Source organism: Echinicola shivajiensis, from assembly GCF_018642165.1.
GTDB classification, from domain to species: Bacteria; Bacteroidota; Bacteroidia; order Cytophagales; family Cyclobacteriaceae; genus Echinicola; species Echinicola shivajiensis.
On the sequence record NZ_JAHHZM010000003.1, the window covers coordinates 179,578 to 204,341 of the forward strand.

General features: G+C 39.7%; 24 protein-coding genes. 21 read left to right on the forward strand and 3 right to left on the reverse strand.

The window, feature by feature from the left end:
* Positions 1 to 76 precede the first annotated feature (76 nt).
* From KMW37_RS07540 to KMW37_RS07630, 19 genes are all read left to right on the forward strand, one after another.
* Entirely contained in the window at positions 77 to 1,714 is a 1,638-nt protein-coding gene (locus KMW37_RS07540; protein WP_215224005.1) for an arylsulfatase, read from the forward strand.
* Positions 1,715 to 2,177: 463 nt separating this feature from the next.
* Positions 2,178 to 2,876 carry a response regulator transcription factor gene (locus KMW37_RS07545; RefSeq protein WP_215224006.1) on the forward strand — a complete coding sequence of 233 codons (699 nt, stop codon included), beginning with the start codon at positions 2,178 to 2,180 and terminating at the stop codon, positions 2,874 to 2,876.
* A complete protein-coding gene (locus KMW37_RS07550) occupies positions 2,873 to 4,255 on the forward strand; it encodes a sensor histidine kinase (protein WP_215224007.1) in 1,383 nt (460 codons plus the stop codon). The genes KMW37_RS07545 and KMW37_RS07550 overlap by 4 nt, the downstream gene beginning before the upstream one ends.
* Before the next feature lie 88 nt (positions 4,256 to 4,343).
* A complete protein-coding gene (locus KMW37_RS07555; protein ID WP_215224008.1) occupies positions 4,344 to 4,850 on the forward strand; it encodes a hypothetical protein in 507 nt (168 codons plus the stop codon).
* An 11-nt stretch (positions 4,851 to 4,861) separates the two neighbouring features.
* On the forward strand, positions 4,862 to 5,338 hold the full coding sequence (locus KMW37_RS07560) for a hypothetical protein (RefSeq protein WP_215224009.1): 477 nt from the start codon (positions 4,862 to 4,864) through the stop codon (positions 5,336 to 5,338).
* 2 nt (positions 5,339 to 5,340) lie between these two features.
* Entirely contained in the window at positions 5,341 to 6,138 is a 798-nt protein-coding gene (locus KMW37_RS07565; protein WP_215224010.1) for a YoaK family protein, read from the forward strand.
* Positions 6,139 to 6,375: 237 nt separating this feature from the next.
* A complete protein-coding gene (locus tag KMW37_RS07570) occupies positions 6,376 to 7,122 on the forward strand; it encodes a FadR/GntR family transcriptional regulator (RefSeq protein ID WP_215224011.1) in 747 nt (248 codons plus the stop codon).
* A gap of 12 nt (positions 7,123 to 7,134) precedes the next feature.
* On the forward strand, positions 7,135 to 7,779 hold the full coding sequence (locus KMW37_RS07575; protein WP_215224012.1) for a bifunctional 4-hydroxy-2-oxoglutarate aldolase/2-dehydro-3-deoxy-phosphogluconate aldolase: 645 nt from the start codon (positions 7,135 to 7,137) through the stop codon (positions 7,777 to 7,779).
* Entirely contained in the window at positions 7,766 to 8,923 is a 1,158-nt protein-coding gene (gene dgoD / locus KMW37_RS07580; protein ID WP_246581390.1) for a galactonate dehydratase, read from the forward strand. The genes KMW37_RS07575 and dgoD overlap by 14 nt, the downstream gene beginning before the upstream one ends.
* A gap of 422 nt (positions 8,924 to 9,345) precedes the next feature.
* Positions 9,346 to 10,668 carry a GntP family permease gene (locus tag KMW37_RS07585; protein WP_215224013.1) on the forward strand — a complete coding sequence of 441 codons (1,323 nt, stop codon included), beginning with the start codon at positions 9,346 to 9,348 and terminating at the stop codon, positions 10,666 to 10,668.
* A gap of 1 nt (position 10,669) precedes the next feature.
* On the forward strand, positions 10,670 to 11,710 hold the full coding sequence (locus tag KMW37_RS07590; protein ID WP_215224014.1) for an SMP-30/gluconolactonase/LRE family protein: 1,041 nt from the start codon (positions 10,670 to 10,672) through the stop codon (positions 11,708 to 11,710).
* A 220-nt stretch (positions 11,711 to 11,930) separates the two neighbouring features.
* On the forward strand, positions 11,931 to 13,775 hold the full coding sequence (locus tag KMW37_RS07595; protein WP_215224015.1) for a right-handed parallel beta-helix repeat-containing protein: 1,845 nt from the start codon (positions 11,931 to 11,933) through the stop codon (positions 13,773 to 13,775).
* 96 nt (positions 13,776 to 13,871) lie between these two features.
* Entirely contained in the window at positions 13,872 to 14,093 is a 222-nt protein-coding gene (locus KMW37_RS07600) for a hypothetical protein (RefSeq protein WP_215224016.1), read from the forward strand.
* A gap of 270 nt (positions 14,094 to 14,363) precedes the next feature.
* Positions 14,364 to 15,419 (forward strand): c-type cytochrome, encoded by a 1,056-nt coding sequence (locus KMW37_RS07605; RefSeq protein ID WP_215224017.1) that lies wholly within the window; start codon positions 14,364 to 14,366, stop codon positions 15,417 to 15,419.
* Entirely contained in the window at positions 15,416 to 16,771 is a 1,356-nt protein-coding gene (locus KMW37_RS07610) for a hypothetical protein (RefSeq protein WP_215224018.1), read from the forward strand. The genes KMW37_RS07605 and KMW37_RS07610 overlap by 4 nt, the downstream gene beginning before the upstream one ends.
* Positions 16,772 to 17,268: 497 nt before the next feature.
* Entirely contained in the window at positions 17,269 to 18,351 is a 1,083-nt protein-coding gene (locus KMW37_RS07615; RefSeq protein ID WP_215224019.1) for an SMEK domain-containing protein, read from the forward strand.
* A gap of 184 nt (positions 18,352 to 18,535) precedes the next feature.
* The gene (locus tag KMW37_RS07620) at positions 18,536 to 19,186 is read left to right on the forward strand and encodes a hypothetical protein (RefSeq protein WP_215224020.1); all 651 of its coding nucleotides are present in this window, start codon (positions 18,536 to 18,538) and stop codon (positions 19,184 to 19,186) included.
* Between the two features lie 86 nt (positions 19,187 to 19,272).
* Positions 19,273 to 19,926: a hypothetical protein gene (locus KMW37_RS07625; protein WP_215224021.1), complete on the forward strand. Its 654-nt coding sequence runs from the start codon at positions 19,273 to 19,275 to the stop codon at positions 19,924 to 19,926.
* Positions 19,927 to 19,979: 53 nt separating this feature from the next.
* Positions 19,980 to 20,405, forward strand: coding sequence for a hypothetical protein (locus tag KMW37_RS07630; RefSeq protein WP_215224022.1), 426 nt, complete (start codon positions 19,980 to 19,982; stop codon positions 20,403 to 20,405).
* 250 nt (positions 20,406 to 20,655) lie between these two features.
* Here KMW37_RS07630 and KMW37_RS07635 read toward each other — a convergent pair whose 3' ends face one another.
* Positions 20,656 to 21,024, reverse strand: coding sequence for a winged helix-turn-helix transcriptional regulator (locus tag KMW37_RS07635; protein WP_215224023.1), 369 nt, complete (start codon positions 21,022 to 21,024; stop codon positions 20,656 to 20,658).
* Positions 21,025 to 21,155: 131 nt separating this feature from the next.
* Here KMW37_RS07635 and KMW37_RS07640 point away from each other — a divergent pair, with 131 nt between their 5' ends.
* Complete coding sequence (locus KMW37_RS07640) at positions 21,156 to 22,043, forward strand: SDR family oxidoreductase (protein WP_215224024.1); 888 nt, start codon at positions 21,156 to 21,158, stop codon at positions 22,041 to 22,043.
* 246 nt (positions 22,044 to 22,289) lie between these two features.
* Here the strand turns inward: KMW37_RS07640 and KMW37_RS22520 are convergent, their stop codons facing one another.
* Positions 22,290 to 22,415, reverse strand: coding sequence for a hypothetical protein (locus KMW37_RS22520; protein WP_262898195.1), 126 nt, complete (start codon positions 22,413 to 22,415; stop codon positions 22,290 to 22,292).
* A 487-nt stretch (positions 22,416 to 22,902) separates the two neighbouring features.
* On the opposite strand from KMW37_RS22520, the gene KMW37_RS07645 reads away from it, so the two are divergent.
* Positions 22,903 to 23,388, forward strand: a complete 486-nt coding sequence (locus KMW37_RS07645) for a hypothetical protein (protein ID WP_215224025.1) — start codon at positions 22,903 to 22,905, stop codon at positions 23,386 to 23,388.
* A gap of 509 nt (positions 23,389 to 23,897) precedes the next feature.
* On the opposite strand, the gene KMW37_RS07650 is transcribed toward KMW37_RS07645, so the two are convergent.
* Positions 23,898 to 24,755: a phytanoyl-CoA dioxygenase family protein gene (locus tag KMW37_RS07650; protein WP_215224026.1), complete on the reverse strand. Its 858-nt coding sequence runs from the start codon at positions 24,753 to 24,755 to the stop codon at positions 23,898 to 23,900.
* Between the last annotated feature and the right edge of the window lie 9 nt (positions 24,756 to 24,764).

Consider the following 24,764-nt stretch of genomic DNA (forward strand, 5'->3'; position numbering starts at 1 on the left):
CCATCCATGTAAATCCGTGAGATTAGTGGGAGTAATACTAGGCTAAAACTTTTCAAATAACCGATAAAAACGATCAATGAAAAAAAACAGGATTAGTTATTGGCTCATTGCCCTGACGGTACTCAACTTTAGTTGTGGAGCTAGTAAAACTGAAGAAACTATTCAAGAGAAAAAGCCCAATATCGTCCTGATCATGTCGGATGATATGGGTTATTCGGATTTGGGTTGTTATGGCGGAGAGATCCAAACGCCCAACCTAGATAAACTAGCCAAGAACGGTCTTAGGTTTACCCAGTTTTATAATACCGCCAGGTGTTGTCCGACCCGAGCTTCCCTGATGACCGGACTGCATCCGCATCAAACAGGCATTGGCCATATGACAAATCCACCCCTTAATGACCACCATGATTATGATATGCCAGGCTACAGGGGCTTTTTAAGTCAAAATACCATAACCTTGGCTGAACTGCTTAAATCATCAGGTTATAGGACCTTGATGACAGGGAAGTGGCATTTGGGGATGAGTGAGGAAAGTATGTGGCCATTGCAAAGGGGATTTGATCAATATTATGGGATCCTAGCAGGTGCGGCCAATTATTTTAAACCAGAATATCCCCGCGGAATTACATCCCAAAACGATACGATTTCGATTAATGATCCAGACTATTACACCACGGATGCATTTACTGATCAAGCTATCCAATTTATTGATGCTACCGAAGGGGATGGGGAAGCCCCATTTTTTCTGTATTTGGCCTACAATTCACCCCATTGGCCCATTCAGGCTCCAGAGGAAGATATAGACAAATACCGGAACCGGTATAAAAACGGATGGGGAGCCCTGAGGTCGGAGCGATATGCCAAAATGAAAACACTGGGTTTGATCCAAGAGGAATGGCCTTTGTCTCCTCAGGATTCCAAGGATTGGGAGGACTTAAGTGAAGGGAAAAAAGAAGAAATGGCCTTGAGAATGGCCATCTATGCTGCCCAAGTGGACCGAATGGACCAGAATATTGGTAAGCTGGTGGATTACCTGGAATCAAAGGGAGAACTGGACAATACCCTGATTCTTTTTTTGGATGACAATGGCGCCTGTGCAGAAGGAGGTCCTATGGGTGGAGGTCCTGCTGAGCAACTGGAAACCGAGGAAGGCTATTTCCTTACTTATGGGCAATCATGGGCCAATGCCTCCAATACCCCATTTAAGGAATACAAACATTGGATTCATGAGGGAGGAATTTCCTCTCCCTTGATTGTCCATTGGCCAGCTGGGATGGAAGAGGACCATAAAGGTAACTTGGTGAACCAATATGGTTACCTGCCGGACATTATGAGCACTTTAGTGGATTTGACCGGAGCCAATTATCCTTCGATGAAGAATGGTAAGGCATTGCCAGAACTCGCTGGGGAAAGTCTGCTGCCTTTGATTAGTGGAAGAGGAGAGATGAACCGCCAAAAACCATTGTTTTGGGAACATGAAGGCAATAAGGCTGTTCGGGACGGGAAATATAAGCTGGTGATGAAATGGAGCAATAAAGGTCCCCAAAAGTGGGAGCTCTACAATATGGAAAAGGACCGGACAGAGCTACATGACCTTGCGTCTGAGATGCCAGAAAGGGTAGCGGAAATGGATGCTTTGTGGAATGAGTGGGCAGATAACCATCAGGTGGAGCCTTGGGATAAGGTACAAGCAGTATTGAAAAGTAAAAATTAGTAGCAAGAAAATAGTATCAAGTCTCAAGTAGTTAGTATGAAGACTTGAAAAATCATGGCATGACTCAAAGTCATGCCATGATTAAATCCCACACGCTGTCCCGGCAGTTGTACTGCGTGACAATTAATGACGGGCACAGCTCTCGACACGATGTCAGTCAATTTTTTTAATGAGGATTGAACAATCACCCATACTTACATGGCCTTTGGAGAAAGAGATTTCAATAAAAAGATAACTATTGAGAAACCTTTATCGTCTAATTCTATTTAATAACCTAAAGTATTATTGCCCTCTATTAATAATTGGGGAATTTGTTTCAATATCTTTTCAGCAATTTATGGAGGAGAGAGGTTTGATGCTTTGGATGGGGAAGGGAGACTAACCTTACTAAACTGGTGAAAATGGTTTTGGCAAAATTTAATAATTTAGGATTAAAAGGTAGAGACCCTAACATAAACTTGCTTTGAAGAAAATATTATTAGTTGAGGATGATAGCCATGTAAGTGCTTTTATAAACAAGGGACTTTCCGAGTCTGGTTATGAGGTGACCTTAGCAATGGACGGAAAAGTCGGTAGGGATCTGGCTATGAACGGTAATTTCGATCTTATTATTTTGGATATCATGTTACCTTCCATCAATGGCCTTGAATTGTGTAAGGAGATTAGAACGAAGGTGTTGGATACCCCGATTCTTTTTTTGACAGCCTTGGGGAGTACCGAAAATGTGGTGCTAGGCCTGGATTCTGGTGCAGATGATTATTTGGCCAAACCTTTCAAGTTTATGGAACTTCAGGCCAGGGTAAGGACCTTGTTACGTAGATCCAGATTTAAAAATGCTCCTGAAGAAGAAGAGGGTGAATATACTTACCGATTTGCAGACTTAGAGATTGACGATGAATCCAAGACGGTCTTAAGGGATGGAATGGAAATTTCTTTGACATCCACAGAATATAGATTGCTTTTGATGCTGGTCAAAAATCAACGCAGGGTACTTTCAAGAATGGATATATTGGAAGAAGTGTGGGGAATTGGTTTTGATATGGGAACAAATGTAGTCGATGTATACGTGAATTATCTGAGGAAAAAAATGGAGAAATACGGGGGAAGTCGTTTGATTCAAACGGTAATCGGAATGGGCTATGTGTTAAAAGAAGGCGAATGAAAGTACAGAATAAGATCATATATATCCTTATTGTCATCTTTGTAAGTTATACTTTACTTTTTAGTGGTTTTATCTATTATTCCATATCCAACTATGCTTTTACTGATTTTTATAAGCGTTTGGAGATTAGAGCAATTACCACCGCCAAGTCACAGTTAGAGAGTGAAAGTGATGTCAATATCATTAAGGAGCTCAGACAAGAATACCTGGAAAAACTCCAAGATGAAGAGATTAGGATTTATCCGCTTGAGGGAAAGAAAGAACTTCCATTAAATAGTGATCTTTCTAAATATAAAGTAAGTTTTTTGGATGAGGTCCTGACAGAAGGTAAGGCCAATTATAATGATCAAAGGACTTATTATTATGGAACAGTTTATACCTCTACTTCCAATGAGGATTACCTAGTGATTGTTTCCGCAGAAAACTACTTTATTACCCATCATGTTCTTTATTTGAGGAACTTATTGTTCACCTCCCTGGTGATTGCCCTGATTATTATTTTGGTTGTTTCCATTATGTTTTCCAGGAGAATCATCAAGCCTATCAATGATATTATAGATAAAGTTAAGGAGATCAGTTCCGATAATCTTCATCTCCGCTTAGCGGCACCTAAGGAGAATGATGATACGGTAAGTAAGTTGACACAAACCTTTAATGATATGCTCAACCGCTTGGAAACTTCCTTTGAAACACAAAAGAACTTTATCAGTAATGCTTCCCATGAGCTCAACACCCCACTGACTTCCATTATAGGAGAAGCAGATGTGACTTTAAGCAAAATTCGAAAACCTGAAGAATATATCAATTCTTTACAGACGATATTGGAGGAAGCTGAAAAACTGAACAAAAAAACCAAAGCACTATTGCTACTGGCTCAGACTGGCTTTGATGGAAAAGTGCAGAAGTTTAAAAAACTTAGGATAGATCAGTTGATTCTAGATGTTATTGATACCTGTGAAAAAATCAATCCAGGAAGTAAAATATGTTTGGATTTCAGCTTATTGCCTGAAAATCCCGAACTACTGAAAATTAATGCCAACGAGGCCCTCTTACATTTGGCCATATCCAATATTATCCTCAATGGCTGTAAATACTCTGATGGAAAACCTGTTCAGGTTGCCTTGGGAGTTGCTGATAAGGAGATCATTTTAATTGTCAAGGATGATGGGATTGGCATTCCAGAGGAAGAACTGAAGTTTATTTATGATCCCTATTTCCGAGCTTCTAATACCAAGAATTATGAAGGCTATGGTATTGGATTGCCCTTGGCCAGAAATATTGTTAAGATTCATAAGGGGGATTTATCGGTGTCCTCAGCTGCCAATAAAGGAACAACAGTGCAGATCAGCCTGTCTGTTTTTGACGGGAAGCATAAATAAGTAAATTCTAATCTTATCTTAATCTCATCCTTAGATGATTCTAATGGTTAGGGGGTAAATTTACCCTTGATCCAATGAAAATGATAAGATGAAGAAGAAAACGATACTTATTCCTACTGACTTTTATGTAAAGTCGCTGAATGTTGTGAAATCAGCCCTCAGTGTTAATAGTGACTGCGAACTTAGAATTCTTTTGGTCCATGGCTTAGAATTACCTGATTCTATGACGGATTTGTTGTTGTTTTCCAAGAAGAAATTATTGGAAGAGTTGGAGACGGATGAATTCCGTGCAAGTTGCCAGATGCTTATCAGCAAATACGATTCGAATTTAATAGAACTAACTGTAGATATTTTTTCAGGTTATAATAGAAGAGCTTTCGAAAATTACCTTGAGGCCAATCAGGTTGATGAAATTTACGCTTTGACAGATTATCATTTTTCACCAAGGCATAAAAGAAGTTTTGACTTGATGCCCTTTATCAATAAGTCCAGCACCAATTTGATTAAGGTAAAGTGGATGAGCTTAGGGGAGAATTTCAAACAGGAACGGGATGAGCTTTCCGGGATTTTCTTTAACCAATTATCATCAATATAAACTTAGCTACTATGAGAGTGAGCCTTGTTTATCTTGGGATTATAGTATTGCTGACAAGTGGGGTCATTAGTTTGATGGCTAATGATATAAGCCCTGATAATAAATTATTGGGTGAGTGGAAGGAAGTTTCTTGGGAATTTGAAAAACTCGATGAGACAGGTGATCAGGAATTCTGGGGCATTTCAAAAAGCATTACAGATCAGCTTAAAAAGGAAATAAGCAGGGAGCTGGCCTTTCATGAGGCTGAAACATGGAAATTTTATCCAGACGGAAAAATCAGTCTTGAAGGCGAGAACGGGAAGCATTCTTCTCTTTTTTGGAGGTTGAAAGGGAGGGGGCATGTGCTTAAATTATTTGGTCATGCTGATAGTATCGAGCACTATCAAATCCAAAAATTAACAGTGGATACCATGGAAATTCATTTCAATACGGACCTGCAAGCCAGGGGAATTGTAAAGATGACTTTCAAGAAAATAATGAATCAATAGTCATGCTGAGAAAATTTAGTAATAGTCGAACTTTGGCTGATAACGTCAAATTGGGAGCATTGACAGCCTTTTCTGCAGGGATGGTTAATGTCATCTCAGTGATCATCTTTTTTGCTTTTACCTCCAATGTTACAGGACATTATGCGGTATTAGCGGAGGAGATAGCAAAGGGAAATTGGTACCAGGCAGGGGTGGTAGCATCTTGGATTTTATTGTTCTTTTTTGGTGGGTTTACAGCGAACCTGCTCATAATAAACTTCAATAAAACCCATACCTATCTGGCACATGCTGCTCCTATCATATTGGAAATTATCTGTTTGCTGATAGTGGGGAGTTATATACAGTTTTACTATAAGGAAAGCCTGGTGGAGACAGAAATTTTGGTGGGACTTATGCTTTTTGCCATGGGGATTCAGAATGGACTTACCGCTAGCATATCTAATTCAGCCGTGAAAACTACCCATTTGACTGGGCTGACTACTGATTTGGGTATTTTGTTTTCCATGTTTACCAAAAAGGAATATAGAGAAAATAAGGAGTTGAGGGGTAAGGCAAAAGTACAATTGGCTATTATGTCATCTTATCTTTTGGGCGGTATTTCTGCAGGTTTGATCTACTTGAATATTGCCTATAATGTGTTTTATATTGTATGCCTTTTTCTAATTATTGTACTCGTTTATGACGTTTACAGGTTGAGGGTGTCCATGTATGTCAGTGCCCGTCAACCCTTTTTGAGAATCCATTATTATGGAAAGAACAAAAGACGATTGAATAAGCACAGGGATTTGCAAAAAGCTTAATTATATAATAGTGTAAAATAAGTTTGTGGCTATGAAGGAGGCAATATTTTGTCTCCTTTCTTTTTTGCAAAGATTTAAAAGCCTGCTAAGGTCTTTCTGTTTTGGCGACTGGGCCTTTTTGTCAATCTATAAAAGATCTTATTCATGTCGACTGGAGAAGGGCTAGATCATTGTTTTTATCACTTAATTTGTATGATGTATGACAAATTTATATCTTATGAAAAATTGTAAAGCCATATGTTTCAGCAGATAGGGAAGAAGCCATCCCTGAGCCAGCAAATTGTCGATGAGATTACTCGTTCCATTCGAGAAGGGAAGTATTTGCCCGGTCAGCAAATACCAACGGAAAATGCCCTGTGCGAAATATTTAATGTCAGCCGTACAGCCATAAGGGAGGCCATCAAAATACTGAGTGCGCGGGGAATAATAGAGGTGAAAAAGGGCAGTGGGGCATTTGTGACAGAGGTAAGTGTGCAGAATGCCTCGGAAATTTTGAACATGTTTTTTGAACTTTCCTCAGATACAGACCTGATTTTGCAGACCATTGAAACCAGGCAGTTATTGGAACCTCAAATAGTTAGGGAAGCTGCGGAAAAGCGAAATGATAAGCATATCCAATTATTGGAGAAAAATATGCTGGCAATGCAGCGATGTCCTTTGGGGCAGAAGAAAAAGGAGGCGGAATTGGACAATGAATTTCACAGAATCCTATTGACCATCACTGGTAATAATGTGCTTGAATTACTGCTGAGCCCTGTTTTTAGCTTGATGCCCAAGTTCAAAGTCAATGTCTTTGCCAAGCCAGCTGATGGGGATTTGGAAGCAGAGAAAACCAATATGCTCCAACACCATGGCAATATTTTGAAGGCCATAACTGTACAAGATCCAGATGCCGCAGAAATGGCCATGAGAAAGCATTTAAAAGATACCTGGAAGAACTACCAAAAGTCTTTGATCGAAAACCCTAAAGCCAGCAAGGATTAGCATTCAAATAATATGAGTAGAGAAGCAATAAGAGATATTATCCTAAAGGAAAAGCTAATAGCCATAGTGCGTACAAAAGCCCAAAAGGATGTCCCAACAATCGTTGAAGGACTCGTTGCAGGCGGAATAAGGGTGCTGGAAATCACTTCAAATACACCGGGTTTTGATTTGCTGATCAAAGAAAATAGAAAGCAATATCCCGATGTGCTCATTGGAGCAGGTACAGTTACCAATGCGTCCATTGCCGAAAAGGCCATAAAAGCTGGAGCACAGTTTTTAGTGTCTCCCAATACCCAAGCGGAATTGGTTAATATCGCCCATGACAACCATATCCCAATTATAATGGGCGCTTTGACTCCAACAGAAATTGGCGATGCAGTGGATTTAGGAGCGGATATAGTCAAATTATTCCCTGCCTCAAATTTTGGTTCCAGCTATTTGAAGGCCATTAGAGGCCCATTTGATGAGGCAAAGTTCTTTGCTGTTGGGGGGATTGATTTGTATAATATGTGCGAATGGCTGGATGCGGGGGCTTTGGGACTAGGATTGGGCAGTGTTTTGACAGCTATCAAAAAAGAAGAATTGAGCAAAGGCAATATTGAAAGCATGGCCAGGGCTTTTGTGGAAAAATTAAACACTTATCATGGAAGATCTTAAGATTGAACGTATAGAATTATTCAAAGTCCCACCACGGTGGCTCTTTATAAAAATCACCACCAAGTCGGGAATAGTAGGATGGGGTGAGCCGGTAATCGAGGGGAAGGCGGCGACAGTAGAGGCTTGTGTGCGGGAAATGGAACAGTACCTGATTGGCAGAAATGCCAATGAAATAGAGGATATCTGGCAAGTATTGTACCGAGGAGGTTTTTACAGGGGTGGCCCAATTTTAATGAGTGCTATTTCAGGGATTGATCAGGCCTTATGGGATATCAAAGGAAAATACCTTAATGTGCCAGTCTTTGAGCTTTTGGGAGGGGCAGTCCGCAAAAAAATGAAAATGTACTGCTGGATAGGCGGAGACCATCCAGAGGTGGTATTGGAGCAGGCCCAGGAAAAGGTAGATGCCGGCTATAAGGCGGTGAAAATGAATGCCACTGGGGAAATGGACTGGGTAGCTTCCATGAAGGATGTGAAAAATGTGGTGGACAATATCAAATTGCTCAGAGAGACTTTTGGCTATGACCTGGACGTAGGCTTGGATTTTCATGGTAGGGTACATAAGCCCATGGTTAAAAGGCTGATAGATGAACTGGCCGAATATGAACCGCTCTTTATCGAGGAACCAGTATTGTCAGAAAATAATGAAGCCTTAAAACATATCTATGGCTATACCTCCATTCCCATTGCCACTGGGGAAAGGATGTTCTCAAGATGGGATTTTAAGGAATTATTGCATGAGGGAGTAGTGGACATTATCCAGCCAGACTTAAGTCATGCAGGTGGAATTTCCGAAGTCAGAAGGATAGCAGCCATGGCAGAAGCCTATGATATCACTTTGGCTCCCCATTGTCCATTGGGGCCTATATCACTTGCCTCAGCCTTGCATGTAGATTTTGTTTCCGCCAATGCCATTATCCAGGAAAGCAGTTTGGGAATACACTATAATAAAGGTTTTGACCTATTGGATTATGTGCTGAATCCAGAGGCATTCGAACTTGAAGATGGATATGTCAAGCTTTTTGATAAACCGGGATTGGGAGTAGAAATGAATGAAGAGAAGCTCTTGGAAGGTCAGAAAATTGGCCATGATTGGGCAAATCCCATTTGGAGAAATAAGGATGGGAATTTTGCCGAATGGTAAATTGGAGTATTAAGTAGCAAGTATCAGGTACCAAGACGTGAGACATTAGGTAATAGACTTAAGAAAAAAGAGTAAAGAATAAAGATAGTTGGAAGTGCAAAGTTTAAGAAACGAAGTGGGAAGTGGGGATAATCTCTGATCTCAAAGCAAGTTCCAAGTCTCTGACTTGGTACTTGCTAAGTCTGAGCCTCTGGCTCAAAAATGGAAGTGAGCCAAGAAAATTCAGGTTGTTTTTTACTGCTTCTGTCTTTCGAATATGCAGGTCGGATAAAATGAATTAGTAAAAAATTATAGCTGGTAGAAGTTTGAATTCAGAAGTCCGAGGTGGGAGTATGAAGTTGAAAGTGGGGATAATCCTTGGTTTCACGTCTAAAGCCCAAATCATTGATAAATAACATAATAACCCATAACCTTTAAAACCCATGACCTATTTGATCGCTTTGATTATTTCCCTGACCATTCTGGTGTTGGGCATAGTCAAGTTTAAAGTACATCCTTTTTTTATGCTACTCATCACTGCCCTGAGCTATGGGTTTATCTCAGGAATGAGTGCTGAACAGATACTTGATGCCATCAATAATGGCTTTGGCAATATCCTTGGAAAGATTGGCCTGATTATTCTGTTTGGGGTGACCATTGGAACCATATTGGAGAAATCAGGAGGGGCCTTGGCCATTGCCAACCGAATTCTTCAAATAATAGGAAAAAAGTCCATCCATTTGGCCATGATGTTGACCGGGTATTTTCTTTCCATACCGGTGTTTGCAGATAGTGCCTTGATGATGATGAACCCCTTGAACAAGATGCTTTCCTCCAAGGCTGGGGTGTCATTTGCCGGAACCACTGCTGCCCTGGCCATGGGCTTGACCGCTTCGCATGTGATGGTTCCGCCCACTCCCGGGCCAATTGCCGCTGCAGGGATTTTGGGGGCTAATCTGGGCGATGTGATCAGCTGGGGGATTTTGGTAAGTGGCTTGTCTCTTTTTACCTGCTATTGGTATGCAACTAGGGTGGCTTCTAAAATCAATTTGCCTGTGGAAGTGGATATTGTGGTGGAGACCGGTGAAGAACCAAAGCTTTGGAAATCCATCTTGGCAGTACTGATTCCCCTGATATTGATTTTGATTAAATCGGTACTGGAATACCCCAGTATAAATGCAGGGCCATCCCTCTGGGTAAATATTTTGACCTTTTTGGGTACCCCGGTAATCGCCTTATTTGTAGGGGTATTATTGGCTTTGACCTTGCCTAAAAAGTTGGATGAAAGGGTGTTTTCTTCCAAGGGTTGGATAGGGGAATCTCTGAGAGTGGCTGCCCCTATAATACTGATCACAGGAGCTGGTGGGATATTTGGGAAAATGCTCCAAAACTCAGGTATTGCGGAAGTGATCACAGGCAGTTTTGATGGAATGAAATGGGGGCTGTTTTTGCCTTTTCTTTTGGCTGCCAGCCTAAAAACCACCCAGGGATCTTCGACGGTTGCCTTGGTGACCACTGCCTCCATTTGTGCTCCCTTAATGCCCGCATTGGGCCTGGATAATCCCTTTATGCAGACCATGACAGTATTGGCCATTGGTGCAGGTTCTTCTGTGGCTTCTCATGTGAATGACAGTTTCTTTTGGGTGCTCACCCAACTTACTGGAATGAACGTAAAACAAGGTTACCAGGTACAGACTGCTGGGACCTTTATATTTGGCGTTACAGCCATGTTTTTGATTGTTATCATCACTCAAATATTTGCCTAAAATGAAAGTAAATCCTATTCTATTTATCGCTTGTATTTTGCTAATATCAGCTTGTGGAAAGTCCAATGAATCCAGAAAAGAAAAGGCTTTGGATATGGGCTCTGAAGAGGAGGGATCCAATCCCTATTCTGTAGAAATCTTGGATGACGAGGCTTTGGAAATCATTTCTCCAGATGCTGAAATAAGCCTTTTGGCGACAGGTTTTACCTGGACCGAGGGCCCGCTTTGGGTGGAGGAAGGACAATATTTGCTATTCTCTGATATTCCCAAAAACAAAATCTATAAGCTTGACGCAGCAGGCGATACCAGCACTTATTTGCAACCTTCAGGTTATACTGGAGAAGGAAACTATAGTAATGAGCCTGGCTCCAATGGTTTATTATTTGACCAAAAAGGGGATTTGGTCCTGATGCAACATGGGGATAGGAGAATAGCTAGGATGAAGGCAGGGCTGAATGCGCCAAAACCAGATTTTGAAACTTTAGTGGACAGGTATAATGGTAAGCGCTTCAACTCTCCCAATGATGGGGTATTTGACCAAGAAGGGAATTTGTATTTTACTGATCCGCCTTATGGTTTGCCACCTGAATTTATAGGCAAGGAACTGGATTTTCAGGGTGTTTACTGCTTATTGAATAGCGGTGAACTGCTGCTTTTAGACAGCCTTTCCAGGCCCAATGGCATAGCGCTGTCTCCAAAGGAAGATAAACTCTATGTGGCTGTTTCGGATGAAAAGCATGCAGTATGGTATCAGTATGATTTGGCAGGACCAGGAGAATTGAGCAATAAGCAGGTGTTTTATGATGTCACTGATTTGATAGCGCCCGGTGGAGCCAATGGCCTGCCAGATGGGATGGAGGATCACAGCCAAGGCTATCTTTTTGCTACTGGCCCGGGAGGTTTATGGATCTTTAGTCCGGAAGGGAAAGCCCTGGCCAGGATACATACAGGGCAACTTACTTCGAACTGTACATTTACCGCAGATGAAAAGTACCTTTATCTCACCGCCCATCATGATATCTTAAAAGTAAGCCTAAAGTGAGGCTTGTCCGTATTTATTCCAGATCAGTAGGTAATAGAGCAAGCAATGTCTCCTTGAATCCAGTATGAAAATATTCCGATCTTTATTTTATGATTGGGGTTTATAGGTTGTTTTGATAGGGCCTAATTAAACAAAGTCAGCATAAAAGCTTTTTTAATAATCTCTAATTTTGCAGATTCGCCAGTATTTATCAAAAACCAATAACCAAACAGATTAACCTATGCCATTTTTAAGGGCTTTCCTATTGCTGTTGATCCTTTCTGGACCTTTCAATTTTCTTCAAGCACAAACAATTATCGATCTTAAGGACTATGGTGTTGAAGCTAATTCCTATAAAAATGCCGTTAAGGGTATTCAGGCCGCATTGAAAGATGCTGCTCGGTATGATAGTGCCATTATTAAGTTTCCTTCAGGCCGTATTGATTTGTGGCCGGAAGGAGCGGAGAGAAAGGAATATTATGTTTCCAATGCAACAGAAGATGATACTTTGAGTAAGGTAAAGACTGTTGGTATTTTGGTGGAGAATATGCAGAACCTGAGCTTCGAGGGGAATGGAGCCCTTATTGTCAGTCATGGAAAAATGGTTCACCTGGCCTTGGATCATAGTAAAAATATTAAGATCAAGGACTTGAATTTTGATTATGAAAGGCCAAGCATGTCAGAGGTTCAAATTGAAACTGTGGGCGATGATTTTGCCATTGTAAAGGTACATAAGGATAGCAAATACCGCGTGAATGAGGGGCAGGTGGAATGGTATGGAGAAGGCTGGAAAGCTGGACACCTGCATGTCATCCGCTTTGATCCCGAAACAGAGACCATGTACTATGAAAAGTCCAAGTTTATGGAGAAGAGCCAAGCTTTTGATTTGGGCGAAAACAGGATCATGTTCAAGGGTTTTGATTTTAAGAATGCACAATTGAACAAAGGGGATATTCTGAGTTTTAGGGATACTTATAGGGACTGTGTTGGGGTATTGAATAATTTTTCTGAGAATTTAAGTTTTGAGAATATTGGCCTTCATTATTTGCATGGCCTGGGGATGCTCAGCCAGTTTTCCAAAAATATCCATGTCAATGGCATTCATGCTCAGCCTAGGGAATCTAGCAGAAGGGTAATTGCCGGATTTGCAGATTTCCTTCATTTTTCTGGCTGTTATGGTGAGGTAAAGATCGAGAACTCTATTTTCTCAGGTTCCCATGATGACCCTGTGAATATCCACGGCACGCATTTGAGGGTAGTGGATCATGGGAAAGATAAGATCAAGGTGAGATTTATGCACCACCAAACCTGGAACCTGATAGCTTTTGAGGCGGGGGATTCCATTGGCTTTGTCAATAATGATAATTTGGAGGTTTATGATTATGCCAAGGTCAGGGAGGTGAAAAAAATCAATCCTAGGGAATTGGAATTGAGTCTGGATAGAGCTGTTCCAGCTGCATTGGGGGAGAAGCATTGCGTGGAGAATATTAGCAAAACTCCATCGGTGCATATTCGAAACAACCGATTTGAACATACCAATACCAGAGGGCTTTTGCTGACCAGCAGAAGGAAGATTTTGGTAGAAAACAATGTGTTTTACAGAACAGGAATGCATGCCATATTAATTGCCAATGACTGTAATTTCTGGTATGAATCAGGACCAGTAAAAGATGTGACCATCCGTAATAACCAATTCATTGAATGTGGCTATAATTCCTTTCCTGATTCCTATCCCATTGCCATCAAACCTGAGGTCTTGGAATTTCAAAAGGGAAAATATGTACACAGCAATATCAATATTCTTGATAATGAATTTGTATTGATCAATGATGCCCTTTTGCAGGGAGTGAGCACAGATGGTTTGGTTTTCAAGGGCAATACCATAAGAATGGGGAAGAGGGACTTTTTCCCACAGACTGACCGTCCTATGATTTCCCTAGATCATTGTAAGCACGTAGAAATCGATGGGAATGATTTTACAGCCTATGCTGGTGAAAGGAAAGTGGAGTTAGAAGATATGGAGAAAAAAGCTGTTAAAACCGGAAAAGGTCAAGGATTGGTATTGAAGGTTAAAGGAGAAGAATGATATTTTGAGTTTGTCTCAAAGTAAGATGAAATATTCCCGATTGTTTTCAAGTAAGCTTATCATAAGGCCTGACGCATTAAAAATATTCAAATCAAGATGATTTTTAAAGAGCATTCTCCCCAAGGGGAGAAATGTAGAGAGCCCTGGGCAAGCCTGTGCCGCCCAGGGTACAGAGGTGTAAAAATTCTTAGCATTAGCAGCCAGAAGTGGTTGAGGTCGATTCTGCCTGTGGCTAATGCCATGGATCATAAATGGTGGTTCTCAAAATATGTAATCGTTAACCAAGTAAAAGGAGCTTTTTCCAGAAATATGCATTAGCCTATCTATTACGATCAGAAACTACTTTTTAATCAGTCGCTTTGCTCTGTTTTCGATCTCACCATAGCGATGCTATGCCTCAATCTCCAAAAATCCTGATTTTATTGCAGTTTCAGCTCTTCCCGACAGTGGTCAGGACACCCAATGAATAATCCTGGTTAAACCCTTTATAAAGCCTCTTCTCCATGCTCCTTAAGTGATTCTTGTCACATCCTTTGGTAATAAAATTGAAGATTTTTGAGAATTACTATAACGGAAAAATTCAATCTGATGAAAAAAATTATACTATGGTCCTCAGCATTGCTAGGGCTTGTAGGGGTATTGTTGGGCTTTGTGCTCACGGTGACCTTTATCCTGTTTCTTTCTGGACAGGGGGTGGAATTGCCCCGGATTTTCAGGGAAGAAGCCCAGATAATGGTCCAAGAAGAGGTAAATACAGCAAAGATAGAACCATTGGCAGATGCTATTGGAATGTGGCAGGCACCTGACTGGAAAACAGTGGAGGAAGAGGCAAATGCAGAGGATATCAAATATGGTAAAGAGCTGATAGTTCATACTGCTGAATACCTCGGTCCAAAGGGAAAAGTAATGGCCATTTCCAATGGACTGAACTGTCAAAATTGCCACTTGCAGGCAGGAACTGTACCTTTGGGAAATAACTATGGCGCTGTGGGAAGTAGCTATCCCAAGGTGCGTGCGCGCTCGGGAAAATCCACCGATATAGCAGGCCGCATCAATGATTGCTTTGAACGCAGCTTGGATGGGCAGGCATTGCCAAAAGATTCGAAGGAGTTAAAGGCCATGGTTGCTTATATGAAATGGTTGGGTAAGGATGTGCCCAAAGGTGAAAAGGCCGAGGGATCGGGAATTTATTCCCTGGCTTATATGGACAGGGCGGCAGACCCTATCAAGGGCAAGGCAGTATATGACAATAATTGCCAAGCTTGCCATCAGGCCGATGGTCAGGGGATGTTAAACCCATCGGGTAGCGAATATATTTATCCGCCACTTTGGGGAGAAAACAGTTATAATAATGGGGCAGGGCTTTACAGGCTTTCGCGCTTTGCAGGTTATGTCAAAGTCAATATGCCTTTGGGGGCGAGCGTTGAAAATCCCATGCTGAGTGATGAAGAGGCCTGGGATGTGGCTGCCTATGTGAACAGTATGGAAAGGCCAGAAAAGGACCTTTCGGGAGATTGGCCGGATATTTCAAAGAAACCGGTGGACCACCCTTTTGGGCCTTATGAAGATGACTTTTCGGAGGAACAACATAAGTTCGGGCCATTTAAACCTATTCAAATTGCCAAAAAATCCATTGCGCCATGAGTAGAAAGTACGTATTGATCATAATGCTTTGGAGCATATCCCTATGCGCAGTGGCACAGGTGCAGGAGGAAAAGGACTGGGAGATTTCTCCAGATGTCCATTATCGCTCCTTTTGGATGAATACCGCCTATCCAGGATTTGATTTTCGCTCGGATTACGCCTTGGGAATGAGCCTGAACCTGGGGGCCAAGCTCAGCTACCGCAAAAATTGGCATTTTGGTCTGGGCTATCGCCTATTTGGCAATGTGTTCAGTTCTGAATTTTGGACTCCTGATCCGATATCAGGAAGACCTAGCCGCTACGAGCCAGGATTGTTTGATCTGCAAAATCCAAGTGACAGGTTCTTTGGTACTTTGGAGACCCTATATCTAGGCTATGAAGGGGCAAAGTTTGGCTTCAATATCGGTCGGATGGGGATTGACCAGGACTGGATCAATGCCCAGGATGGAAGATTGTCACCAACCTTCATGGAAGGTTTGCATACATGGTTCCGTCCGGATGAACGCTGGAAATTTTCCATTTGGGCCATCAATAGGTTCAGCATAAGAGGTAGTAAAGACTGGCTGAATCCCGGGGAAACCATAGGGCTTTTTCCAGTAGGTAGATCTGAGCTGGGCATCCCTTCCGAATATGCCGGCAATACCCATAGCCCTTGGTCAGGGATAGTGGAGATTGACCGCAACTGGCGGGAAGGATGGCAGCTGCATTATTCCAATACCATGGCAGCGAATCTTTTCACGACTTCCATTCTGCAGATCGAGAAAAGGAGAAAACTGGAAAACAGTTCCTGGATGTATGGGCTGCAAATGGGCTATCAAAGTGGCATAGGAGAAGGCGGGGATGCAGATACTGTGCTTCGCTATAAGAATCCTGAAGATAGGAATTATTCCATTTCTACAAGGGTGCTCTGGAAGCCGAGGAACTGGACCCTTCATTTGAACTATACCCATGTGGATGGCAAGGGACGCTGGCTAAGTCCAAGGGAATGGGGTAAGGATGCTTGGTATACCTTTATTCCAAGGGAAAGAAATGAAGGAAATAGTCAGCTGGATGCCCTGACGGCCCATGTGGCTTATAGGCTGAAAAATATCCCTATGAGTTTCTATACCTGGGGCGGATTACACTGGCTGCCTGATCTCAGTGATGCCCAGGCCAATAAGTACAATATGCCGAGTTATAGGCAAATCAATTTGGGGATGAAGTACCAGCCTGAAAATATCAAGGGACTGGATGTACACCTGATGCTGATCAGCAAGGAGCCCATGGACAGTGAAGGCCTGAGCAATGGACAGATTTTCAATAAGGTAGAAATGCTCCATTTCAATGCTATCGTCAATTGGCGCTGGAATTAGCGGATAGATAAAATAATAATTAAGCTGCTTTTTTTGTCATGCTGATCCGCCTAGGCGGACAGGCGCAAGAGCCTTTCCCCTTGACCAAGGGGAAAGCATCTCTTCCACTAATTTAAATTCGGAGGCATAGCTATTATGGTTAAACTGCTTCCTTGTCATACTGACGATAGGAAGAATCTCTTTTTCTGAGTATAAAGTTAATTTAGAGATTTCTCCAATGGTCGAAATGAAAAGACTGAATATTTCATCTTTCTGCTCATAAAATTGCCTCCATGTAGTGTCTAAACTTTGGGGGCTATTCTAACCCTAGGGTATTTTTTTTGAATATTGAGTTTTAAAGGATATATCAATTTGTAAATGCTTACCAATAAGTATGAAGTGTTTGTAAATGGATTTTTAGCCTTAAAATAGTTTTTAAAAGGCTTTTTTAGATAATAAAGATATAGTGTATATATGCGCAATGTGTATATACACTCGTTGGCGGTAATACTTGATGTATGAATGAGAGAGAACAAGATCTAAAAAGCATATCAAATGAATTTGCGAATTGGGAAGTCAAAATTGCCAATTTAAACTCCTTGAATTTCTATGATGCAAACATCATTTCTGAAAACACGGTATGTGAACTGTTAAACATGGTTTTTAGCTATCAATTGATTAATATCAATAGTAAATCCAAAAATCAAGCAGCGATAGATTTAGGAGATGAAACAAATAGAATTTCTTATCAAATAACATCTACTAAAACAAGTCAGAAGATTCAAAAAAGTCTGGATACTTTCTTTGAAAATGAACTTGAGAATTCATATGATGAACTCTTCTTTCCAATCCTTGGCAAGAAACAGAAGAAATACCCAAAACTAAACTTACCAACTGGTTTTTCATTTGAACCACAACGGAATATTCTAGATTTCAGAGATTTACTCCATTTTATAAGTTTTCTTCCTAACTCCAAAATCAAGAAAGTCAACAAAATCTTACTTGAACATAATAGTAGTCCTCAACCTAGGTCAGCTTCTACTAAAGCAAACAGGATAAAAAGAAATCTCGCTCTTAAAAAAAGAATGAAAAGGGAGTTGCTCGTAGACCTAGATAGACAGCACTGGAAAAGAGCGATGTATGAACCATACATAAGATTCAAGTATCATAACATTATTATACGTTCTGTTGAGAATGATACTTTTCCAGATGATCATGAAATTACTGGAAAAATGAGTAACTGGTTCAAAGGAGAGTTTTGGGACTTTTATGACAATGGCTTAGAATTAATTGGAAGAGGAGGTGAAGCCATTTTCGATAAAGACGGACATTGGGATATTCTAGACTGGAGAAAGGATTCGAGAAGAACTAGCTCTAACTACGAAGTAGTTTCTTATCAAGACTTTTTAAGGATTCCCTACGAATACATTGTTGAATTAGACATGGATACTGACCAGTATTATGCTTTACCTGCTCTCTATGTTGAATACGCTAAAGACGGAATGCCTTATGAAGAAATTCTACCTGGAATAGCAGGCACTTTTGAACATAAGCAGCTGACATACTACTTCGATAAAGAAATGAAGAAGGAATTAAAATAACTACCGCCAACAAACTATATAGCGTATGCCATTAATTAGTTACTTGAAACTGAAATACAAAACCGATACTTTAGTAGATATTTGAAAGTTCAGAGGCACATGCCATATCTGGACGTTACATCTTAGAAAAAAAACAATGTTTAACAGTTTAAAAACGGTTTTATTATTAATCAATCTAATTTTAATGATATCAGCAGAGGTGAATGGACAAAACAAACATACAGTTACGATAGAAGACCAAATATTGATTTTTCCAAGTAGGTTCAGTCTCAGAGTAAATTGTGTCTCATCAAACATCCTAGCTAAAAAATGGATGGGAGGAGAGGAATATGTTTCAAAAGATAGTGTTCTTAAAATATTAGGGGAAATCGAACTTTTAAAGATAATTGAGGCTCCAAATGATTCAATTGATAAATCAATGAGGCGATATCTTGATGTTATCTATGTAGAGGCTAAAGGAATAAAACCGTATAATGAATTAAAGGAAAAACTCCACCTCAAAGCTCTAATTTTAGTTGAAGAATATCATGTAAATAATTTCAATCAACTCGAATCAAGTCTAATTGATAAAATGATTGAAGATGCTAAAATAATTGCGATAAGAGAACTTGCAGAAAATGGAAAAGAGATAAATAAAATACTCAGCTATGAAGAAGTCAAAGAACTAAGTGAAGCTACCGAAACTTATGAAGAAGAGGCCCTTCAAAATGAGGAGGGATTTGCACTTCTAATAGGAGATAAATTTATAGAAGAAAATTACCAAGGACACTTAATAAATGAATTGGGACAAATTGTACTAAAAAAGAAACTTCAAGTGAATTTCGAAATTAAATAAATACGAGACATAACACTACATAAAACGCCCAGCCTTCCCATATGGTCTGGCCGTCGTTTATGTAGCGTTAGGTAGCATTTGAAAAAATGACCAAGATTTTTGACGAAATAGAAAAATTTAAAAATTGGGCAGAGACTTATTCTGATATTCCTCAAGACGAGCGTGATGGTGAATGGGAATGTGATTATTCTGACTGGCCAATTATCTGGACTGAATTTGAAGATTTCTTAAATGACAGTCATTACTCAAATTGGACTGATGAAGAAATAAATAATGTTCTCTACATCATTGCACGAGATAATGAGACCAATTCAATAATCGAACTTATTTCTGAACGACCAAAAACTTTTGAATTCATAGCTAAAGCGGGTTTGAGCTTTAATAGCCTTGATACTAAATGGCAAATTGTAGAAAAGCTCTACAAGATTGAAAACAAGTCAGATACAGAACTATTAGTTGAGAAGTACCTGAAACAGGATATCGAATATGTTTCGCGAATGGCTATTAAGACACTGGGTCGATTAAAATCAAATTTAACTGAGAAATATTGCGAAAAAGCCTGGGAGTGGAATAAAAATGATCCAATGAGTGAATATCAAAGAATGATGGCATTGACTGTACTGTTTGAATTTGGATCGCCATTAACATCCAAGTATATCAAATTGGCTAAAGAAGATGGACGCGAATATTTGGTTAGACAAGCTATCAATATTGAAAATAAAGCCGGTAATACTGTGTAAAATGTATTAAAACGCATTTTATACTCTACGTTGTACACTATTAAATGAACTAAGTGAAACAGATAAGACGATTACTTTTTGGACTTGTAACGATAATCCTTGTCAGCTGTGGAAATCCACATTATAAAGCTTTTAAGCAATTGGACAATATGCCAGAAGCTGACTACTCATATGTTATTGAACCTGAGTTTATCTCATCTAAGGACGAATTGGAATTTAAGATAAAAGGGCTTTACGAAGCGGAAGAAGTCAGGTTTTCCATTGGAAAATACCACAACTACGACAATGAAACGATGGAACAAATCAATGAAGATTATTGGGTTCATTTCGTTATATACAACAGTCCTACAATTGATATTTATGATGAACGTGAACTTAAAACAGAGGGACGAAAAATTGCCAAACTTGTAATGGACGAAATCAAGAATAAGGACTCTTACGACAAGATTCAGATTACCTTTATGAACCAGTGGAAATAAGGAGAAAATATTCGACAGATAAAGCATCCTGAATTTTTCAAGTATCCATCATTTGAAGAGACAACAATGTTTGAAGAAAAATAAAAACGGTGCTCACATAGTCTATAGCTCATAACCTCGCTATAGCACCTTACACAAAACGTTAACATCAACCAATAGAACTGAAAAATGAAATCAAACCTATACCTTAAATCACCAGAATTAGATCACTAGATTCTCATCTATTCTAATTTTAAGATACTTCCTCTAATTACCTTGATCCAAAATGCTCACGGGACTGTATAATTGCTGTGAAATTATCTTTGGCCCAAGTTGCCAGACCATGTAAATGAGGAATTAAACTTTTACCTCTTTCGGTTAGTCTGTATTCCACTTTAGGAGGAATAACTGGAAAAATCTCCCTTTCAATTAATCCATCTGCTTCGAGGTTCTTAAGTGTAGTCGATAACATTTTTTGGGAAATCGACGCGATTACTTTATGAATCTCATTAAATCTTAATACATCAAAATCATCCAAAACTAATAGCACCAGCATTGACCATTTATCTCCAATTCGGTCTAATATGTTACGAACTGGACAATTGTCTACATCAGAATAAATTTTCAAATTATTTTTCATTATAACTTATTGATAATCAGTAATTGTTACTTTCAGGTAAGTGCTTTACTTTCTGGTAAGTTCTTGAATAGTATATAGTTACCTTTTACCTTTAACTTACTAAAAGTAATCTAATATAAATATAATACCTAATGAGCAAGATATTAATTACAGGAGCTACCGGAGGACTAGGGTCAGCAGTAGCCTATTATTTAAAGGATAAATCCCCAGAACAATCAATCGCAGTTTTAGTAAGGGATGGGAAATCCGAAAAAGCCCTTAAGTTCAAGGAGGAAGGTTTTGATATAAGGGTCGCTGATTATAATGATCCATCCGCTTTATCAGAAGCATTTGCGGGAATAGATATCCTGTATTTTGTTTCAGGAAGTGATATGACAAAGCGCGACGTTCAACACAAAAATGTGGTGGGGGCAGCTAAGTCTGCTGGCATTGCACACATTTTATATACCAGTGTAAGTCTGAACAACCTTTCCACTGAAGCACCCTTGTATGGTGCCATGAAAATACATTTGGACACAGAGGCCTGGATAAAGGAAACAGGATTAAAATACACATTTTTACGCCACAATCTATACAGTGAAATTATCCCTATGTTCTTAGGGGCAAAAGAACAGTTACTTGCTAGCAAAATGGTTTATTTGCCCACAGGAGAAGGGAAAACAGCTTTTGTTCCAAGATCAGAATTAGCAGAAATAGGCGCAAATGTCCTTGCCGATGCAGCTGCTCATGAAAATAAAATTTATGAATTAAATGGAACTGAAAAAGTTACTTTTGCCCAAGTGGCAAAATACTTATCAGAAATCTTAGGAGAGACCATTTCGTATGTGTCACCTGAGGTGGAGGAATTTGAAAGGAACATGGAAGCCAATGGAGTTCCAGCAGAATATATCGGTATGATGACCATTTTTGGATTAGGGATTGCTGAAGGCGTATTCGATGCCCCAGATTCAGATTTGGAAAAACTGCTTGGTAGAAGTTCCCTTGCTATAGTTGAGTTTTTATCCCAAGTTTATAAATAACAGTAATCACTTATTTAATGGGGGGACGACAAATCCCCCTACGTTTTTTATTGAATTTTATTCCAATTTGTACTCTAATAAGTAAGAGTTTACTCCTATAGATGGGGTTTACTTACATTTACAAAGAAGCATGGTTTAAAGTAAATAAATGAATTTCTTGAAACTCAATAAGCAAAAAAATAGTTTTGTGGGTTAATGTTTAAGGTAAGATTGAAAACAATCAGAAATATATTCACCGTTGCTTCTTTAGTGGCCATTTATATGATGGCTATGACGGCGATCACTTGCCTTCAAAACCAGGAACCTAAGCATCATCAGCTGAGTAGCCAAAACAGCTCCCAAATTGATGTTTTGATGCTTAATTTTAATCATGCTGGCCCAGTAAAATATTTATCCAGTATCCAGGTCCCTCCTCCCTACGATTCGACTCTTTCTAATGAAAACGGTTCTTGGACTGTTCCAAATTTCCATACTTTCCAGTTTGAGCGTAACTATCACAGGCAGTTAAGGAAATTGCTCAAAATTCTAATTGAGCAAAAAAAAATAACACTTCTTTACCCATTTCATTTTTTCTTCTAGTCTTTTCATGTTGATGATTCAGAGGCTTGTAATGATCATGTCCTCTGATAAATAGCTGACAAAGAACCGTCGGACTATTAATTTATACCGGATAATTTATTGGGAAATCCTCTAGGGACTTAAATAGCCTATAGGCAATAGTAATGCTTTTGCTTAAGCTTTTGTGCTTGCTGTGAGATATCTTCAGGCTCAAAACTACTTGATATTTTGCTGTTTAAAGGTTTACTGAAAAGAACCAATTTATTGTCCGTCCAACTATCAAATTATAAAGTCAATTTAAATGGAAATAGAATCAACTGTCATGGGGCTAGTGGGACTAGCCCTATGCATAATACCTTTTGTGCTTTTACAAAGAAGTAGAAAAAAGAAGGAACAGGAACTTTTGGGAGGCTTGAATGCTATTGCGGATATAGCTAATAATGAGCTGGACATAAGTGATTTTGGTTTTGAATTTGCTATAGGAGTTTCGGCAGATAAAAGCCATGTCTTTTATTATAAGAAGACCAATGAAAAGGTTCAGGAAGAAAGTATTGCATTAGAGATGGTCGAAAACTGTACCATACATACGGTCAATCGCTTAATTACTGTTAAGGATAAGAAAGAAAGTATAATTGAAAAATTGGAGCTAATCTTCCTCTTGAAAAATAATGCTAAAAGTCGTTTGGAGTTTTTTAACGGAGAGGAGAAATCACAATTAACTGGTGAAATGGACTTGATAAAAAAATGGGAGTCTATTATACATCAGTGCATGAGTATTAATAGATGATTTTTTGTAGAGGCCCTGAATTTTTTTCAGGGTCTTCTTTTTCTAAGAGATGTCCTAAATAGCTACTCCGTTCAATTGTATGATATTAGCGCTTTATTAAAGACCGTCAATCATTAAAAAATCAGACGAAATCTTAAGATAAGATTTAACCACAGCGTATAAAATTAGGTAGGATAGCGTTCCGGTTGCTGAGCTTTTCGAAGCATCGGAACGCTATCCTACAACTAAACGATCCTGATGTGTACGTTGTCTAAATGTTAGGCTAAAGAGTGACAAACTATTCCAATCAAAAGATTTGGTAAAGAATACGCGACACTGTCATCCTGATGATAGGAAGGGTCTCTTCCAGTAACTTAATGCTATTGTTATGTTAATACTCCGTTTAAGGTTTTTCAATGATGAGACCATTGGCTTTAATAGTAAAACCTGAAATGGCATTGGTATTAAGTAACCTCGTTGGTTATTTAATGCTTCATAAGAGACTTTTCGCGATGCTCGGAGTGACAAAATCACTCCCCAATAACATCTTTCCAATCCAATTTATCATTATGGGAGTGGGTGAACCCCATGGCCCTTTCCTCCTCAATGGTTTGGGCATCCCTAAAGGCCATCACATAGGTCTTTCTCCAAGTTTTGGCCAAATTCCCACCGGAGCCATGGACAATTCGCTCGTCATGGATGGTAATGCTTCCGCGTTTTACCGGTAGATAAACAATTTCATCCGTGGCCTTACTTTCAATCACCAGAGTGTGGGCATCGCCCCTAGATTCATTTTCCTTGGAGGCATCAAAACTAATGGGCTTGTGCTTTCTTAATTCTGGCTCCTTATTGGTGCCAGGAACCACTTGTAAGCAGCCGTTTTCCAGTTCCGAATCGGTAAGGGCCAGAGAAAAAGTGGCCGTCCAAGTATTTTTGGTTTTTGGCCAATAACCTAAATCCTGATGCATGGCAAATTCAGCCTTACTTTTAGAGGGCTTTTTGCCCAAAAACTGCTCATAATCCATTTTTGCGGTGCCTTCTGTGTAAAGTTGGTCGGCAATACTTTGGGCTACTTTGAAGAATATATTGTCCTTGAGTTCTGGGGCATATTGGCTGGGAAGCATGGCATTGACCAACTGGAAATCTTCAATAGGAGTGCCATAAGGCTGACTCATATCGCAAAAATCCTTGCCCATGCGCTCTTGCTCCTTTCCGCTCATAAAATGGTCAAACCAAGGGTCAAGAAAACTCAATTCTTCCTCGGTCAAAACATCATTCAATACCAAATAGCCAAGGTCCTTATAACTTTGGATTTCTTCTTCGGTGATCAAATAACGATCCCCTTTTCTTCTTTCCTTGCCGGAATTCTTATTTTCTACTCTTTTCATTTATATTAA

Excerpts from the sequence above, each read along its gene's own strand:
- KMW37_RS07540 (WP_215224005.1), top strand. The coding sequence starts at position 77 with ATGAAAAAAAACAGGATTAGTTATTGGCTCATTGCCCTGACGGTACTC.
- KMW37_RS07550 (WP_215224007.1), top strand. The coding sequence starts at position 2,873 with ATGAAAGTACAGAATAAGATCATATATATCCTTATTGTCATCTTTGTA.
- KMW37_RS07555 (WP_215224008.1), top strand. The coding sequence starts at position 4,344 with ATGAAGAAGAAAACGATACTTATTCCTACTGACTTTTATGTAAAGTCG.
- KMW37_RS07560 (WP_215224009.1), top strand. The coding sequence starts at position 4,862 with ATGAGAGTGAGCCTTGTTTATCTTGGGATTATAGTATTGCTGACAAGT.
- KMW37_RS07565 (WP_215224010.1), top strand. The coding sequence starts at position 5,341 with ATGCTGAGAAAATTTAGTAATAGTCGAACTTTGGCTGATAACGTCAAA.
- KMW37_RS07570 (WP_215224011.1), top strand. The coding sequence starts at position 6,376 with ATGTTTCAGCAGATAGGGAAGAAGCCATCCCTGAGCCAGCAAATTGTC.
- KMW37_RS07575 (WP_215224012.1), top strand. The coding sequence starts at position 7,135 with ATGAGTAGAGAAGCAATAAGAGATATTATCCTAAAGGAAAAGCTAATA.
- dgoD (WP_246581390.1), top strand. The coding sequence starts at position 7,766 with ATGGAAGATCTTAAGATTGAACGTATAGAATTATTCAAAGTCCCACCA.
- KMW37_RS07585 (WP_215224013.1), top strand. The coding sequence starts at position 9,346 with ATGACCTATTTGATCGCTTTGATTATTTCCCTGACCATTCTGGTGTTG.
- KMW37_RS07590 (WP_215224014.1), top strand. The coding sequence starts at position 10,670 with ATGAAAGTAAATCCTATTCTATTTATCGCTTGTATTTTGCTAATATCA.
- KMW37_RS07595 (WP_215224015.1), top strand. The coding sequence starts at position 11,931 with ATGCCATTTTTAAGGGCTTTCCTATTGCTGTTGATCCTTTCTGGACCT.
- KMW37_RS07600 (WP_215224016.1), top strand. The coding sequence starts at position 13,872 with ATGATTTTTAAAGAGCATTCTCCCCAAGGGGAGAAATGTAGAGAGCCC.
- KMW37_RS07605 (WP_215224017.1), top strand. The coding sequence starts at position 14,364 with ATGAAAAAAATTATACTATGGTCCTCAGCATTGCTAGGGCTTGTAGGG.
- KMW37_RS07610 (WP_215224018.1), top strand. The coding sequence starts at position 15,416 with ATGAGTAGAAAGTACGTATTGATCATAATGCTTTGGAGCATATCCCTA.
- KMW37_RS07615 (WP_215224019.1), top strand. The coding sequence starts at position 17,269 with ATGAATGAGAGAGAACAAGATCTAAAAAGCATATCAAATGAATTTGCG.
- KMW37_RS07620 (WP_215224020.1), top strand. The coding sequence starts at position 18,536 with ATGATATCAGCAGAGGTGAATGGACAAAACAAACATACAGTTACGATA.
- KMW37_RS07625 (WP_215224021.1), top strand. The coding sequence starts at position 19,273 with ATGACCAAGATTTTTGACGAAATAGAAAAATTTAAAAATTGGGCAGAG.
- KMW37_RS07635 (WP_215224023.1), bottom strand. The coding sequence starts at position 21,024 with ATGAAAAATAATTTGAAAATTTATTCTGATGTAGACAATTGTCCAGTT.
- KMW37_RS07640 (WP_215224024.1), top strand. The coding sequence starts at position 21,156 with ATGAGCAAGATATTAATTACAGGAGCTACCGGAGGACTAGGGTCAGCA.
- KMW37_RS22520 (WP_262898195.1), bottom strand. The coding sequence starts at position 22,415 with ATGATTAAAATTAAGCATCAAAACATCAATTTGGGAGCTGTTTTGGCT.
- KMW37_RS07645 (WP_215224025.1), top strand. The coding sequence starts at position 22,903 with ATGGAAATAGAATCAACTGTCATGGGGCTAGTGGGACTAGCCCTATGC.
- KMW37_RS07650 (WP_215224026.1), bottom strand. The coding sequence starts at position 24,755 with ATGAAAAGAGTAGAAAATAAGAATTCCGGCAAGGAAAGAAGAAAAGGG.